This is a genomic window from Bdellovibrio sp. HAGR004, from assembly GCF_055397015.1.
The window spans coordinates 2855531-2870151 of record NZ_AP029176.1; the positions used below are offsets into that span (position 1 = coordinate 2855531).

The 14621-nt window shown below is 49.2% G+C and carries 12 protein-coding genes and 1 pseudogene; 1 reads left to right on the top strand and 12 read right to left on the bottom strand.

The genetic code is table 11. From position 1 onward, the window contains the following. Window positions 1–106 precede the first annotated feature (106 nt). From ACZ5ZV_RS14270 to ACZ5ZV_RS14295, 6 genes are all read right to left on the bottom strand, one after another. Entirely contained in the window at window positions 107–2452 is a 2346-nt protein-coding gene (locus ACZ5ZV_RS14270) for an FHA domain-containing protein (protein WP_464117828.1), read from the bottom strand. Next, window positions 2453–3358 carry a hypothetical protein gene (locus ACZ5ZV_RS14275; protein WP_464117829.1) on the bottom strand — a complete coding sequence of 302 codons (906 nt, stop codon included), beginning with the start codon at window positions 3356–3358 and terminating at the stop codon, window positions 2453–2455. It abuts the gene before it with no gap. A gap of 12 nt (window positions 3359–3370) precedes the next feature. Further along, window positions 3371–4927 carry an OmpA family protein gene (locus ACZ5ZV_RS14280; protein WP_464117830.1) on the bottom strand — a complete coding sequence of 519 codons (1557 nt, stop codon included), beginning with the start codon at window positions 4925–4927 and terminating at the stop codon, window positions 3371–3373. 120 nt (window positions 4928–5047) lie between these two features. Beyond that, entirely contained in the window at window positions 5048–5257 is a 210-nt protein-coding gene (locus ACZ5ZV_RS14285) for a DUF5522 domain-containing protein (RefSeq protein ID WP_464117832.1), read from the bottom strand. Then, window positions 5247–5801: a GNAT family N-acetyltransferase gene (locus ACZ5ZV_RS14290; protein ID WP_464117834.1), complete on the bottom strand. Its 555-nt coding sequence runs from the start codon at window positions 5799–5801 to the stop codon at window positions 5247–5249. Before ACZ5ZV_RS14290 ends, ACZ5ZV_RS14285 begins: the two co-directional genes overlap by 11 nt. Beyond that, a complete protein-coding gene (locus tag ACZ5ZV_RS14295; RefSeq protein ID WP_464117836.1) occupies window positions 5798–6211 on the bottom strand; it encodes an RrF2 family transcriptional regulator in 414 nt (137 codons plus the stop codon). The genes ACZ5ZV_RS14290 and ACZ5ZV_RS14295 overlap by 4 nt, the downstream gene beginning before the upstream one ends. A 147-nt stretch (window positions 6212–6358) precedes the next feature. Here ACZ5ZV_RS14295 and ACZ5ZV_RS14300 point away from each other — a divergent pair. Continuing rightward, window positions 6359–7000: pseudogene (locus tag ACZ5ZV_RS14300) on the top strand (NAD(P)H-dependent oxidoreductase). Between the two features lie 142 nt (window positions 7001–7142). Here ACZ5ZV_RS14300 and ACZ5ZV_RS14305 read toward each other — a convergent pair. From ACZ5ZV_RS14305 to ACZ5ZV_RS14330, 6 genes are all read right to left on the bottom strand, one after another. Further along, window positions 7143–7847: a hypothetical protein gene (locus ACZ5ZV_RS14305; protein ID WP_464117838.1), complete on the bottom strand. Its 705-nt coding sequence runs from the start codon at window positions 7845–7847 to the stop codon at window positions 7143–7145. An 8-nt stretch (window positions 7848–7855) separates the two neighbouring features. Beyond that, window positions 7856–9538, bottom strand: a complete 1683-nt coding sequence (locus ACZ5ZV_RS14310) for a twin-arginine translocation signal domain-containing protein (RefSeq protein ID WP_464117839.1) — start codon at window positions 9536–9538, stop codon at window positions 7856–7858. Window positions 9539–9550: 12 nt separating this feature from the next. Beyond that, window positions 9551–11098, bottom strand: coding sequence for a hypothetical protein (locus ACZ5ZV_RS14315; protein ID WP_464117840.1), 1548 nt, complete (start codon window positions 11096–11098; stop codon window positions 9551–9553). 222 nt (window positions 11099–11320) lie between these two features. Beyond that, window positions 11321–12505, bottom strand: a complete 1185-nt coding sequence (locus ACZ5ZV_RS14320; RefSeq protein ID WP_464117842.1) for a hypothetical protein — start codon at window positions 12503–12505, stop codon at window positions 11321–11323. Window positions 12506–12581: 76 nt separating this feature from the next. Next, window positions 12582–12854: a hypothetical protein gene (locus ACZ5ZV_RS14325; protein WP_464117843.1), complete on the bottom strand. Its 273-nt coding sequence runs from the start codon at window positions 12852–12854 to the stop codon at window positions 12582–12584. 173 nt (window positions 12855–13027) lie between these two features. Beyond that, window positions 13028–14539: an AarF/UbiB family protein gene (locus ACZ5ZV_RS14330; protein ID WP_464117845.1), complete on the bottom strand. Its 1512-nt coding sequence runs from the start codon at window positions 14537–14539 to the stop codon at window positions 13028–13030. Window positions 14540–14621 lie beyond the last annotated feature (82 nt).

Sequence of the window (14621 nt, forward strand, 5' to 3'; positions counted from 1 at the left end):
GAAACCTCCAACCATACGCGTCAAAAGAAACTGAAAGACACCCCCTATTTACCGTATTTTAGAGGCAGAGACCAGAGCATTCTCTGCTTGTTTAAGGCCCTGAATATCAATAGTTCGCCATACGACGGCGTTTGACTTCTTCCATATAGAAGTTTTTTTCAAAGCGGCGATAGGATTCAAGGCGGACCTCTGATCCCAGCGTCGTTTTCATGCGGGCCAGGGTTTGATTTTCCAGTTCACGCATTTTTTCGATGCCTTCCTTGATAAAGTCCGGATGGATCTTTGCACGCTTTTCCGCAAGCTCTTTCACCAACGCGTTAGAGGCCGAAATCACTTGAATGGACTTATCCTCGTCCACACGCCAGGTCTTCAACAAATAGGCAGAGGCAGCTTTGTAAAGCTTTTGCTGGAACTGGGCATCCGTGTAGATGTCCAGATAGTTCCGGGTGTATATAACCGCATCCGTATAGGTGTCTTTGATCTCTTCGGCCTGAGCAGGATTGAAGCGGCGTTTTTCCAGTTCATCCTGGCGCTTCTTCGCCTCCAGACTGACCATGGTTTGCATCGGCGTCTGATCACGAATGACTTTATTGACGACAATCTGGCTGACGAAATAACCAATAGCCCCCATAGCCAGCCCCAGAGTCACCCAACGCATTTTTTCGCTTTTGCGCTTTTTCATCAGGTCCACAGGTTTTTCAGCCATCGAGGACTGGGACAGGGTAGCCACCTTGCCTTCGATGGCTTCTGTGATGTGATTCTCCACGGACTGCGAAATATTTCGCCATTTTTCCGGCTCCATCAGCATCACGACTTCTTTTTCAATGGCCGCATGGATTTCTTTGACCAGCGAGGATTTCTTGCGAATCACGTCGTCCAGCAGGTCGCGCTCCATCTTCTGCATCTTCTTGGCCATTTCCAGACGCAGCTCTTCCAGACGCTCTTCTTCCGAACGGGCCATCTGACTTTTTTCTTTTTCCAGCTTTTCATTCAAGAATATCTTCTGTGCTTCGTATTCTTTGAAAAGATGTGTCTTCTTACTTTCGATGTCATGCACATCCATGGTCAGGTGAGCCTGTTTTTCCTGCAAAGACTTCAAAGAGGTTTCCAAAGAAGTCTTTTGCTTTTCAAGTTCCTCATGGGAGACCTGAAGATCCTTCAACAAAGCCTGCGCATTGCCGACCTGACTTAACAAGTCTGCATTATCGGTGCGGGTTTTATTCAAGTCTTCAGTGGCTTTCTGCAGCTCTGCCGTTCGTGCCGCCACATTTTCAAGAAGCTCATTCAGAATCGCCTGCTTTTCATCACTGACAGACTTGATCTCGGCCACTTTTTGTTCGGCCGTTTGAATCATTTGCTCCGCCTCAGTCTTCGCAGCAGCAATCAAGGACTCATTTTCTAATTTGGCCCGCGCAGAATCATCACTGATACGTTGGTTGTTCTTTGCCAGCAGCTCCTCGGATTCGGCCAGTATGCGCGCGGCATCCTCTTTGGCATTTTGCAACGTCAGTTGAATTTCCTGCTGGGATTTTTCCAGATCACTGCGGATCCGGGCTTGAGTTTCCGCGATCTGTAATTTGGAAAAATCCAGAATTCGATCAGCTTCCTCGCGTGCGGTTTTCAGCAGTTCCTGACTTTCCTGGCGCGCCAGTTCACGCCCGCTGGCCAGCGCTTCATCTTTCATTTTTTCAGCGGCCAAGGTCCCTTCAGAAACAATTTCCTCGGCATCTTTCTTGGCTTTCTGCCGCAAACCTTGCACATAGGAATCCACTTCCTCGCGCAGTTCTTGCGCCATTTTGCGCGCGTCGTGCAACAGACTTTGTCCCTGTTTCTGGAAGTCCATAAGAATTGCATCGGCTTCCTTGTGAGCCTCAGCCATGCGCGCCTGATAGAAAATCTCGGCTTGTGCCTGCGCCTCCCGGGCCTTTTGGTAAATCACCTGAACGCGCTTTTCTGCCTGGGTTTCCCCTTCCAGAATGATCTGGGCGGCTTTGCGTTTGGCTTCGTGAAGTATTTTTTCCGCCTGGAAAGGAGCCATGTTCGGAGCGGGCATGGCCACCGTGGCTTCCAAAGGTGCGTCCTCCTCTTCAACTGGCGGGGCCGGCTGGTAAGAGGGCTCTGGATCCGGTTCTGGAGCAGGTTCGTCCAGCTCCAGATCAACATTCAGAATATATTCAGAACGGCCCAATTGAATTCGGTCTGAAGGCACCACATTGACCGGGGTTCCCTGCACAATGCGAGTGCCATTGATATAGGTGCCATTGGAAGAGTTTTTGTCCTCGATCCAGATCTGGTTCCAGCGGCGGCTGACCACCAGATGCACCCGACTGATGTTCGTGTCGTTCAAGGACAAGTCACAATCCAAAGAGCGGCCCATGGTGAATGAATCTTTATTCACCTCGCGGCTTAATACCTGATCCTTCCTATGGATTGTGACAATGAACTTATTCAATTAAGCTCCTCGGGAGACTACAGTCGTCTTTCCAATCTCCTTATTGAGTGCATCTTCGGCCAAAGCTTCTACGGCGTCACGGTGCTCATCAAAAGGACGTTCATGGGCTGGGTATTCATTGTTGTCGCTGCGGTACCATAGCAGGTCCAAAGCACTTTCAAAGCGGTCAATCATGGACACGTATGCTCTTTCAGGTGACAAAATCACGTTCGCCACGTGAGCCATCAACGAGAAGATGATTCCCGCAATGGATGTTTTCATTGCAAATGAAATCTCGTGCAGGAAGCGGTCCATGATGTTTTTGGTGTTTTCAAGGTCCTGAAGATTCATCGTGCCCAGCTCTTGAAGACCACCGGCGATACCGATGAACGTCCCCAAGATACCCGCCACGACAAACAAACCTGGCAGAATGGAAATCAGATCATTCATCCCAACCATCGGGAAGATGCCAAACACGCGATTGAAGCAAGGATTATGTTGCAATGTCGCCTTGGTGATGTTCAGCAGCTTTGGATTGTCGTGTGTCCAGCGCAGGAACTTCACCTGCTTCAGGATGTCTTTTACCAGCCAGGCACAGCCCTGACGCACTAAAAAGATACGGTCACTGGTGGCCATCACAGAATCCGGCTTGCGACGTTTCATACGGTCACGAATTTCAAAAACCTCGTAATAAGTTCTTTCCAGGGTTTTCTTGGTTAGAACATAGAAAGACACGTTTTCGACTTTGCCGGGAACTTCGGCCTCGATAAAGCGGTTCACGCGTTTTTCAAATTCTTTGGCAAACCATTCGTGGCGGCGAACTGTGTAATAGATCACAGAACGGAAGAACAGACCGACCAGAAAAACAGCGGCCATCGCATACGGCAGACCTATAATAAAATATTCAGCTAATGCCTTCGTTGTCACAACCCACCCCTTTTATTTCTTTTGATCCATGTTAAAGCGGATGATCACCCGCTGCGCTTTTTTACAGTCGTTCTGACGGCAGAATTCTGCAGCAGAGGCGACGTTGCGGTTTTGCACCTTCATGACTTCCAGGAAACTTCGTCCTGAAACCTTCATCAAAGACAAAAGCTCGCGCTGATGTTCAAACTTCATGTTTCCTTCATCCAGCATGTAGCTAAAGATGGAGTTCGCACGACGATAACTTAAATCCATATTGTACTTCAAAGCAGCTTTGTCTTCGGGTTTGGCACTTTGTGGATCGACGTAGCGGCCTTGATAAGTCGGCGAAGCAAATCCAATGATTTCCACCGCAGAAATTTTGTCCGAGATTTTAGGATTGCCAAACAGTGACCGCGAATAGATCGGCATGGCTTTTTCCAGCACACCTTTCATTTCATGTTTCAAACGGTCCGAGTCACTGTCAAAGTAAGCCTGACCGAAATCCAAAACCACGTCCCCGGTTTGCATGTCGATGTCTGCTTTGATCCCCGCCTTGGCAAAACCCTTCTGAATCTCGCCCGCAACAGATTTTCTCGCTTCGATTTCAGCGCGAGCCTTGGCGAGCTGACCTTGAGTGTCACTCAAGGCCCCTTGCAAAGCCGCCACTTTTTGCGCTCCTCGCGCCCGTTCGTCAGCCAATCCGGTTTCTAAACCCGCAATCTTCGCCGCAGATTCAGCCTTGGTCCTGGAAAGAGCCCCTGCCAGATGAGTGGCCTCTTCCTCTTTCTGTGACAGCAACCCCTGAGTTTTGGATAGTTCTCCCTGAACGTGACCCAACTGGGCATTGGCCTGATTCAACTGCGCCTGATACTGGGCATTGACCTGGCTTAACTGCGCCACCTTTTGGTTTCCTTCAGCACGGGCCTGGGCCATCTTCTGTTCAAACAGTTTCTTGGACAGTTTGTTGGCTTTGTAGGCTCCACGCAGTTCTGCCAGACGCTTTTGCAACTGAGCTTGTGTCTGTTCGATTTTCTGTTCACCCTGAGCGATCAACTGTTTCTTCTGCTGAATATCTTTGTTCAACTCTGCAATCTGACCTTCCTGAGCCTCGATTTCAACGTCTTGTTCTTTGATTAGATCATCACGGTTGATAATTTTGGCTTTCGCCATCTTGTTCGCATTAAGGACGTTGCGCACCATCTGCTGGTATTTGTTCAGGGCTTTGACCTTCTCGCCATTTTCACGAGCTTCCTGGATCAAACGCTCTTTTTCGTTTTTTGCGTCCTCTTGCAAAAGTGTCAGCTTGTCCATCAGCTCCTGATACTCTTGCAGCTCATCCTTGGGGGCCTGATTGGCCAGGTACTCATTTTTGACAGATTCATACATTTTCAACTGACTCTGCAGTTCTTCGACCTTCATGGAAAGCTTTTGATTTTCCACCTGCCCGCGCAAGGCATCAGTCCCCGTACGCAGACTGGAAGTCACGTACAAAAGAAGGAAGATCGTACTTAAACCCAAGAAGAGATCCGAGTACGACGTCCAAAAGCTGTCGCTCGAATGTTCTTTGTTTTTTTGGTAATTAAACGACATACCTACGCACCCCACCTGCATTTAAGAATAACAGCGTCGATCTTCTTTTCGGTGGATCAAGAACAGAATTGAGTGTTTTTCTTTTTGGTAAAGTGGCGAAGCTTTCGACACTACAGAAGGCTAGTCGATGTTTTTTGAATCTTTCTGGCTATTCTTTTTCCAAGGACAATGACGACAACCTGAACCACAACAGTGCCCACGCTTCAAATGATAAAAAGCTGTGAAAACTGTATAACCTGTTTCGGGGTCGATGTAGAATTCTTGTTTCGCCTCGCAGGCCTGCTGATGCAGCTCTTGCAAAGCTTTCTGTGATATTTTCTTATCGCTCATGTAATAGTTTCGCGTAAATCAGCGTGTCTCGTCTTAAGCCGTTCTCCACAGCGTGCTCGCGCAGACGGGCTTCAAACTTGTAACCACAGCGTTCTGCCACGGCACTGGACTTTTTGTTAAGACCCGAACACTGAATCTCAATTCGATAAAAACCTGTTTTGAACAAAACATTTTCCAGAGTCTGAACGGCTTCGCTGACATAGCCCTGGCCTTCAAATCCACCCAAAATCCAGTATCCCAGCTCGCAGCGCAGGTTATCCCAGCTGATGGTGTGAACACCAATATTCCCCATGTACAGATTGCCCTCTTTGCGAAAGATGCCATAGTCGAACATGCGGCGTTCATCCCACTGATTGTGGGTCATTTCAATATAATCACGTTCATCATCGATGCCTTTGGTGAACTTCACCCATGGCAAGAACTGCCCCAGACGTTCCCGATCCTGATCCACATACTGAAACATGGAGGCCGCTTGGGATAGAGCATGCTTACGAAGAGTGATGCGCGGACCTTGGATTTCCTCTGGCAACGAAACGGGCGTCACTTTGAAATCCTGGAGGTCAGGTCAGAAAGACGGATGCCTTGCAGGTACTGCATGGAATTTGTTTCCATGCCATCGACCACCTCGCACATCAACTTTTTCATGGAACAACTGACAATGCAGTTTTTATTGGGGTCTTTATCAGGTGTGGCGATCAGGCGTTTTTCAGAAATGGCGACATAGACATCTTTTAGCGAAATCTCTTTAGGTGCCTTGGCCAGCTTCACACCGCCAGATTTTCCTTTGAAGGATGTCAACAGGCCAGCCTCCACCAGTCTGGAAATCAAACGGCGGATCACCGTAGGGTTGGTGCGGATGCCCGCGGCCAGCTCCTCGGAGGTCATGAGCTCACCCTTATGATAAGCCAGGGCGGTCATAATATGGACTGAGACAGAAAATCTTTGGTCAACCATATATAGACTGTACCCCAAGCCTCAAAAATAAACAACCGGGTCGAATTATATGAAGGTTCCTTTAAATGTGCTTTTTATAGTTACATTTAGAATCAACCCCAGACATAATGTGCTCATATTGGTTACATTAAATAGGAGACCCTCCCGATGACACATAAGACCCTTCAAGATGCGCTGGAATGGCGCTATGCCACGAAAAAGTTTGATGCCACTAAGAAAATCTCAGACGCGGACTGGATCCAACTGAGAAACTCTTTGACCTTGGCCCCCTCTTCTTATGGCGTTCAGCCATGGAGATTTCTGGTCGTGGAAAATCCCGAGATTCGCAGCCAGTTGAAGCCCGTGTCCTGGAATCAAACCCAAGTCACGGATGCCAGCCACTATGTGGTCTTCCAGTACAAAGAGAAAATGGACCCGAATTTTATTCAAAAATACATTCAACGCGTGGCCGACGTTCGCCAGACTTCTTTAGAGTCTTTGGATGGATACAAAAATCTGCTGATTTAAAACCTGGTGAAAGCCCCCGAAGAAAAGATCCGCGTATGGTCCCAGCTTCAGGCCTATATTGCGATGGGCTTCCTGTTGCAAACAGCGGCGCTTTTAAGAATTGATGCAACCCCGATGGAGGGCTTCGATCCTGTAGCGTACGACAAGATCCTGGGCACCGAAGGTTCCGGCTGGAAAACAGTCGCCACCGTAGCGCTGGGCTATCGCCACAGCGAAGATCCTTTGCAGCATCAAAAAAAGGTCCGCTTCGCTGAAGCAGACCTTATTCACTACATTAAATAATGTTCCAACTTCCGCTGCTGACTTGAACTGGCAAGGTCCCCCAAAAGACGCTTTGCCATTTCATTTCGACAGCGGACCTCCGTTATAAACTCAAGTCAACGCCGCCGATGCAGCAACGAAGCAACGGTGGGATTGAATGAGTTTACTGCAGTTGCCAGCCTGGCGATTCACACACCTGCAGCGACAGAGCTCGCCATCTTTCAATGACGGGCTCTCCTTTTTGCGCCAGAACCTTATCCAATTCCAGCAACGAACTGACGGTGATATCGGAAGCCCCGTCACCACGATAGAACAAACCATAGACCTGACGGACTGCTTCGGCCGTCGGAGCCGCCGGACGGTTCGGAATCTTTTCCAGAATCGCATTCACGCCCTCGTCCATCCCCAGAATATTTTCGCAGAGCTGCACCCGGAAGGATTCGCGCACGGTATTACCATCCACTTTGATCGGCAAATTGGCGTTAGAGACATCCCCACCACAGTCCCGCCCGGAATAACTGTTGTAAGGGTTGCATCCCAGTCCGTACTGGGCGCCACGATTGACAACCCACTGATTCAGCAGGCCCTCCAGATTCGGAACCGGACCGCTGGAGGTTGTAAATATCTCGCGCATCAACGCTGCCACATACTCTCGATTGACCACCTGAACTTTTTGCGTCGGCAGAACCACGTCTTTTTGTGGAGGATGATTCTGATCCGTGTCTCCGGTGGAGCCCATATCCAAGTTCAATGACGATTGATCCAAAACGGCAAAGCCGCCCATCTCGCCACAGTTTTGATAGAACTGGGTCATCACGGTCCCAAGCAAAAGCAAACCGAAGATCTTGTATTTGTTGCTGGTAAACATCAACCACCTCATACGATTTTCGCCGCTTTCAGAATCTGAACATCATTGCCGTTCAAACGAATCAATGGTTCCGCCAGATTCTCATAAGGGTTCTTCGTGCGCAGCAAAGCCGCCACAGTGGACGCCGCCATGGTTGGCGACGGCATCCCTTTTTGATTGTAACCTTCAATTGGTGCGGCACGACCTTGGGTGCCGGTATAGCCTCCGCCATGGCCGGATTTATAGATATTACCCACAACGAACGGACCTTTTTGAATTGCGCCGGAAAAGGCGCTGGTGACCAGCTGATCAAAGCCGTGGTCACTGCCAGAACCATTCGCCCGCGCCGAGCGGTTGAATTCAGATATCACCTGAATCACCGTTTCGGACCACAGGTCCACTCCGTTGACCTTGCTGGCTTTGAGTTGGTCAATCAACTCCAACATACCTGCACACAGGGCACGGTAATAAGCCGTAGTGATCAAGACCCCTGGGATGGAGCCCGTTTCATGCATGTCCTTAATGGCCGTGTGACTTGCCGTCACACCGTTCGCAGCATCCATCATGGTCAAACCGGTGGGATCACCCATTTGCAGATTCATCGTGCTGACCAGGCCTTCTTTTAAAACATATTCTGCCAAAGCAAAGCCTTCAGCCAAAGCACCCGGACAGGTCATGGTCTTGATGGAATCACGAAGGTCCGAGTTCGCACTGATGGTCATACCACGATTCCCGTCAGCCACGTGCACACGCCAATGTTCATTCTGAGCAGAAATCATCGGAACGTCATTAATCCCGACCAACCCCTGCTGGCGCAAACTAGCTTCCATCAAACCGCGATAGCGCGCCACGGCTGCGTCCCAGTAGGCACCGATATCTCCGATGCCTCTTTTCATCAATGCCGAGGCGTTAGACAAGTTCTTTGCCAAAACTGTAGAGCCGGCAAAATCAGACTGCGCATAGGCACGCAGCCGTGCCTGGGCCAGATCAAAAGCTTCCTGATTGCGCTCTTTCAAAGTGCGGCCTTTAACCCGCCCCCCTTGAGGTCCACCAAATCCTTCCAGAAGCGAATTCAGAGGATTGCCAGTGAGTTTGTTCAACGCCTTACCGTTCATCGAGGCATAGTTGCCATAACCGCCCCGATCCGGCCATTCAATCGCTTCAAAAGTTTTCTTGGAATAGTCAGCCGCCAAGCCCATCAAAGAAGCCACGCCACCGACTGGGGCCTGTTGAATGGTGGCATTGAATAAATGTCCATCAAACCCGGTGCCAAATCCACGAACCACCAGCATGTGATTCAGAAGCTCCGTCAAAGCGCGGTTTCCTGCAGACGTCGTTACCGAGTGGGAAAACATATGCGGCACCAGCACACCATTATAGTTGAATGTGGCATACTCAGTCCCCACAACACGGCCCCCGGAAGAAACAAACTTCGTGGCCACCATGGGGTTATAGTCCAGCTGTGGGTCGGAAGGATTCGTGCGCATCCACGCATCAAACGTATAGCGCATCGGCCCACCGGCCATCAGAATGTTAATATAATTCCGAGAGCCTTCCGTGCCGTTGGCTTCGGCTTGCGCTTTGTGAATAAACCCGGTGCTCAGGACATTCATCAGACGCTCAAAAGGTGTCAGCGCCAAAGCAGTTGAAGCCCCGACGACAGCGCCACCGGCAATGAAGCCTCTTCGTGTCAGATTTTTTTTGTCCCCCATAATCCCCCCGGATTATTTTTCGCGATAGTTCACGTCGCCGTAGTATTTAGAAGCCATAATCCGTTTCACCAACTGACGCACGGATTGAGTTTGCTGAAGCTCATCCCCCAGAGACTCCACAAACTTGCGATCTTCGATGGCTTCTTTGGAAAGTTGCATGTTCAAAACTTCATTCGCGGGATTCGAGCGGTCATAGAGAGCCACCGTGATCCCTGTGAAGTACTGGAAATATCTTTTAGCAGCACAATAGTAATAGTCCTTGGTTTCACTCATCGCCAGGCCCAAACCACCGATTCCATTGACAGACTTGTCAATAAGTTGACCGGTCATGGAACGGAAAAACAGACGGCCGTTCGGAGTTTGACGGTGGAAGTTTGCCACCGGCTCCGAAGGCCATCCACTGACTGAAGCAAACTCAGGACGGTAGCTTGCCAGATGCAAAGCCGATTTGGCATGCGTGCGACTTCCAGCACTGAACTCGGCATAGTCTGAATTCCCTACAACCACATTACGAGCCGTGTAGGCCATAGGGTCCAGAGTAGCATGGCACATCACACAGCTGGCGGAATTGCGGAAAGGGGCCGAGGAATTCCCCACAACATACTGAGTGATATCTGATTCACGCAAAGCCGGAAGCTGTGCACACAGGAAGGATTCCATATTGGCCTGGGACCACCGACGCGGAACCTTTGTCGTTCCGTTGGCTTCAAGCCCTCGACCATGACCATAATTCAACATCAAATAGATCGGAGATCCCAGAACACCGCCACCAAGATTCTTCAGGATATCAAAGCTGAAATCCAAACCTGGCTGGTCACTCGCCCGCTTGTCAGCACCCAAGGGCTGCAAAGACATATTCGGGATGACTGCGGTCTCTGTGGTGGTACGAATTCCCACCAGTTCTCCGGTTTCAATCTTAGGCAGATTCATGAAAATCGAATTGGTCGTGTCAGAGTTCCCATTAAATCCACCACTCAAGGCCCGGAAATGGAAAAGATTTTCATTCAAGCCGCCATTGTTGCCATAAAGGCGACGACCCGGAAAATTCACCGTCCAGCCGATGGACGAACGAACACGGGGGTCATCTTCCCTCTGCGCACGAACTCCTTGATTGGCAGTGATCACATCAGCATACCGGGAACCACGCGCAAACATCGCACGGGTCAAAGCCAGACTGGGCTCCGTGGAATCATAGATATCCACCGTCCCTCGGGACATCTCCTCGCTGTATTCCTGAATCTGTTCCATGGTATTGGAAGTAAACCAGGTACGATGAAAATTATAGAAGGTGTTCAGGACAGAACGCGCTTCGTTGTCATTACGATTGATTAAAGGACCGCTGGCATCGAGCTCAGCTTTGTCCAGCAAAGCATTGCACGCATCCAACGCATTCATCTTCCCTGCTCGGATCTGCGCCATTGTGGAATGTCCCAACGGAACCGGTTTTCCGGTCAGATGGGAATAACATCGATTGTATAAGCCAACCTCGCTCATTTTTTGCGAATAAGCGGGCCCTGCCAGAAACAGCAAGCCTATTGATAGATATTTTAACACGGTCATTCCCCCATAGAAGTTTCCGCGACACTTCTATCTTATCGGAGAATTCCTCGATAGCGCGACCACCGTTCTCAAAATGAAACAGCTTGATTGGTCAAATTTTCATTAAGTTGTTCCGGGGGAACAGGCAAACGCAGTCAACGATTCAAACCAAGACGATTTACAAACGGCGAAGGCCCGGATAGCTCCGGGCCTTGGCTTCTGGGGATTGTCTTTCTCCCATTTCTATTGCTGAATATCTTCAATAGTCACATCCATATCAAAGTGACTTAGATAAGAATTATTAATAAACCAGTCGTAAGAAGTTGTGTATCCGCCTTGGAAGAAAAATTTCTTGTCGGCGGCAAGATCAATACCAGTGTTACCTGTACAGAGTGGTGTGCCTTCGCCATAACATTCATCATGTCCATTGGCATTTTGCCATTCACTGCCGTTCCACCATTGGCTTAGAACCTTTCGACCCGCTGCTGGTGTTCCTTTAATAGACGCAAAGGATGCATAAGTAGAATTGTCGCTATTGGCGCCATCGCCCCAAACAAAGGCCATGTCATTGACATCCGAAGCGACCAAAGTAGTCGCATTGATGTTGCCCCCCAAATACAGGCGCAAGTGGCGGCTAAAACTTGCATCTGGTGTTGCAAATCGGCCTTCATAAGCCAGACTGCCTGAGGCTCCGGGATTTACATACACTGCAAATACTTCTTTGGAAGTCGTTCCACCGGCCAGAACCAATCCATCATGGACAGCAACCGCTTTCGCACCAGCATCATCTTTGACCATAATCGTGTAACCTGAACCGACCTGCGCGCTGAGATCGGTTCCAAATTTGATTTGTAAAGCTTTGGTCCAAGCACCGTTCACAGTGACTTCACCCAGCTTATGAGTGGCCGAAATGTCCAAGGCCGTGACATCGACATTGAACGACGTCTTACCAAACTCTGTTTGAACCATATCGACGAAATTCTGCGGGAAGCATGCGGCGGAAATCTTCATGGTCGCTGCACGCTCGACACCATCAAAGGTCAGACTTCCAACAGAGCATACAAAGCCCGTGGCTTGTGCAAAAGCACCAAGAAGAGTGTCTGGCCCGGTCCCTTGAGTTCTTGTCAGACAATAAAGCTGTTTGGATGCCCAGTCCGGATCATTATGATCCTCAAAGAAGCCGCCATCAGAACATGTGATCGCCGCTGCAAGATAAAACGGGGCTTGAGTCGTCTTTGCTAACGGCACAAAACCCGGAACAATGTTACTGCTCGCCGTGGCTGTATCCAGTGTTTTGTTAATCGAGGTCATCAAGGCACTGACTTCGTTCACAGTGGTACTTGGTGGCGCTTCACTGTCAGATGACGAGCTGCAAGCGCTTAGATAAATGGCTGTGACTGCCAATAAAGACTTAACCATAACTTTCATGTTTTCCTTTTGGTTTGGTTAAAAAAGGTAACTTTTTAAAATCCAACGGTGTAAAAGCGAAGGTCTGGACTGTTTTCTACTCTTTAGTTTCCAGGAAACTGCTCTGACGCTTTTGTAGGTTTTTCAGTTCACCTTGAAGTCGTCGCAACTTCGCCTGTAAGCGTTGTTCACGATGCACAGACTCCGAGTTATTGGACAGCTCTGCCTCGATGGCGTGGATTTCCTCTTGTTTTTTCAACAACAAGGCCTGGACCCTTTGTTCCTCGCCAGCAAGACCACTGCTGGAAACGATTAGTCCCAAGAAAAGCAGAACCACTTTTTTTGCAGAAAAAATTGAATTGCTTGTCACGAAGCTCCCCCCAGCAGCAGTTTTTCAACTGCGCCGAAAATCCTCGTTTATGCTATTTGACGTCGGGATACCGACTTCGAAAAAAAAGAAAAAGGCCTGAAAACCAGACCATTTTAGCTCTAAAATTCTGTGGACAATGCTGAGTGCCGCAAAAAGCGCTTACAATGCAAGCGCTACAGATCCAAACCAAGACGTATTGTTTTTTGTGCAATTCGACGCATCGGAACCTCTGCATCCAGATCAGCAAGTATCGCCCATGTGCTGGCTGAGTACACAAAAGCCCAAAAGACGTCCTTGTTCATTTGAAGCTGATATTTTTTATTGAAAACACGTCCCTCACGGGAAATGGCTTTGGCGTAGTCCCGTGTAAATCGGAACTTCCCTTCCGTCAAAAGATGGACGTTGGCCTTCATCAAAAAGTTCCAGAAAGCATCAAAGTCAAACTCTGCACCCTCTTTGGCGAAAAGGGCCGGAGCCATTTGACTGCATCTTTCGTAGTCTCGCTCTAAGAAATGCTGATAGAAGCGACTTTCAACCTTCATGCGTTCCCGGGGATAATCGATGACTCGACCAAAATCCAATAAAACCACTTTGCCGTCGGTGAAAAGAAAATTTCCCGGATGCAAATCACTATAGGTTAAACAATAGCCAAAGGCCGCCGTCGAAAGTGCTCCCAGAAGACTTTCGGCAGCGACATTCCTCTGTTCCTGAGTGGCTCGGGTTACAAAACTCTGAAAACTTTCAGCCTTGATGAACTGACTTACCAAAACTCTTTCGCGAATCAGATCGCGATGCACACGCGGAACAATGACCCCCGGAAAATCTGACAGAAGATTCCGAAACTTTTCCTGATTCAAAGCCTCTTGCTGATAATCGCATTCTTGCAGCAGCGACCGGCTGATCTCGGGTGTGATATTTGCCGCATCCTTACCCAAAAATGCCGCCAAGGACTGCACCAACTCGAGTTTTTGAATCTGCTTATTTAAGGTTTCACGGATGTTGGGATGCTGGACCTTCACAGCCACCTCATCGCCATCAAGCAACCGGGCATAGTGGACCTGGCCTAGACTGGTGACGGCCAATGGTTCTTCCCGCCAGTAAGAAAAGACTTCTTTCATGGGCTTACCGTACTCTTCCTCAAGAATCTTTTGGATCACTTTGGGTTTTTCGGGAATTGCACGGGACTGCAAAGTACCCAGTGCCTGACGAATCTCCATGGGTAAACCCATTTCCAGAAAACTGGCCAACTGAGCCACTTTGACTGATACACCCTTTCGACTGTGCAAAGAATTTACCAGACGCTGAATAAACAAATGCTTAATCTTACCGCTAAGACTGTTCATGGATATGGCATCTTCTAGATACTCTTCCATGCCCTCGGACAAAGAGCGCACGGTCTGACTGTCCCGGTCTTGCGTGGCGGAACTCAAAGAGTCACGAATACGCTCCAACAGTTTTTGAGTTTCGGAGGAGGTCCGCTGTTTTCCCATTGACGGCAACGAGTCCTCGTAGAGCTCCATAAGCTTTAAGATGGGCCCCGGTATCGCACGCGCCCCAGTCTCCCAGCACGCAATAGCCCCACTGGAAACCTGAAACTCTTTCGCCAGCTCTCTTTGTGAAAGTCCCAGTTGTTCTCGAAGACGCACAAGGCGCTCTGCAGGGTGCAAGCTCTTCATTATGTCCATAGCTTCACGATTATAGTCAGAGTTTAGAACTTCGCAAGCGACGCGAAGTACGGGCAAATAAAACCCTCTCCCGTCCGCAAAA

What these genes read in the sequence shown, in the direction of transcription:
- ACZ5ZV_RS14280 (WP_464117830.1), bottom strand. Translation starts at nt 4,927, where the DNA reads ATGTCGTTTAATTACCAAAAAAACAAAGAACATTCGAGCGACAGCTTT.
- ACZ5ZV_RS14285 (WP_464117832.1), bottom strand. Translation starts at nt 5,257, where the DNA reads ATGAGCGATAAGAAAATATCACAGAAAGCTTTGCAAGAGCTGCATCAG.
- ACZ5ZV_RS14295 (WP_464117836.1), bottom strand. Translation starts at nt 6,211, where the DNA reads ATGGTTGACCAAAGATTTTCTGTCTCAGTCCATATTATGACCGCCCTG.
- ACZ5ZV_RS14305 (WP_464117838.1), bottom strand. Translation starts at nt 7,847, where the DNA reads ATGTTTACCAGCAACAAATACAAGATCTTCGGTTTGCTTTTGCTTGGG.
- ACZ5ZV_RS14310 (WP_464117839.1), bottom strand. Translation starts at nt 9,538, where the DNA reads ATGGGGGACAAAAAAAATCTGACACGAAGAGGCTTCATTGCCGGTGGC.
- ACZ5ZV_RS14315 (WP_464117840.1), bottom strand. Translation starts at nt 11,098, where the DNA reads ATGACCGTGTTAAAATATCTATCAATAGGCTTGCTGTTTCTGGCAGGG.
- ACZ5ZV_RS14320 (WP_464117842.1), bottom strand. Translation starts at nt 12,505, where the DNA reads ATGAAAGTTATGGTTAAGTCTTTATTGGCAGTCACAGCCATTTATCTA.
- ACZ5ZV_RS14330 (WP_464117845.1), bottom strand. Translation starts at nt 14,539, where the DNA reads ATGGACATAATGAAGAGCTTGCACCCTGCAGAGCGCCTTGTGCGTCTT.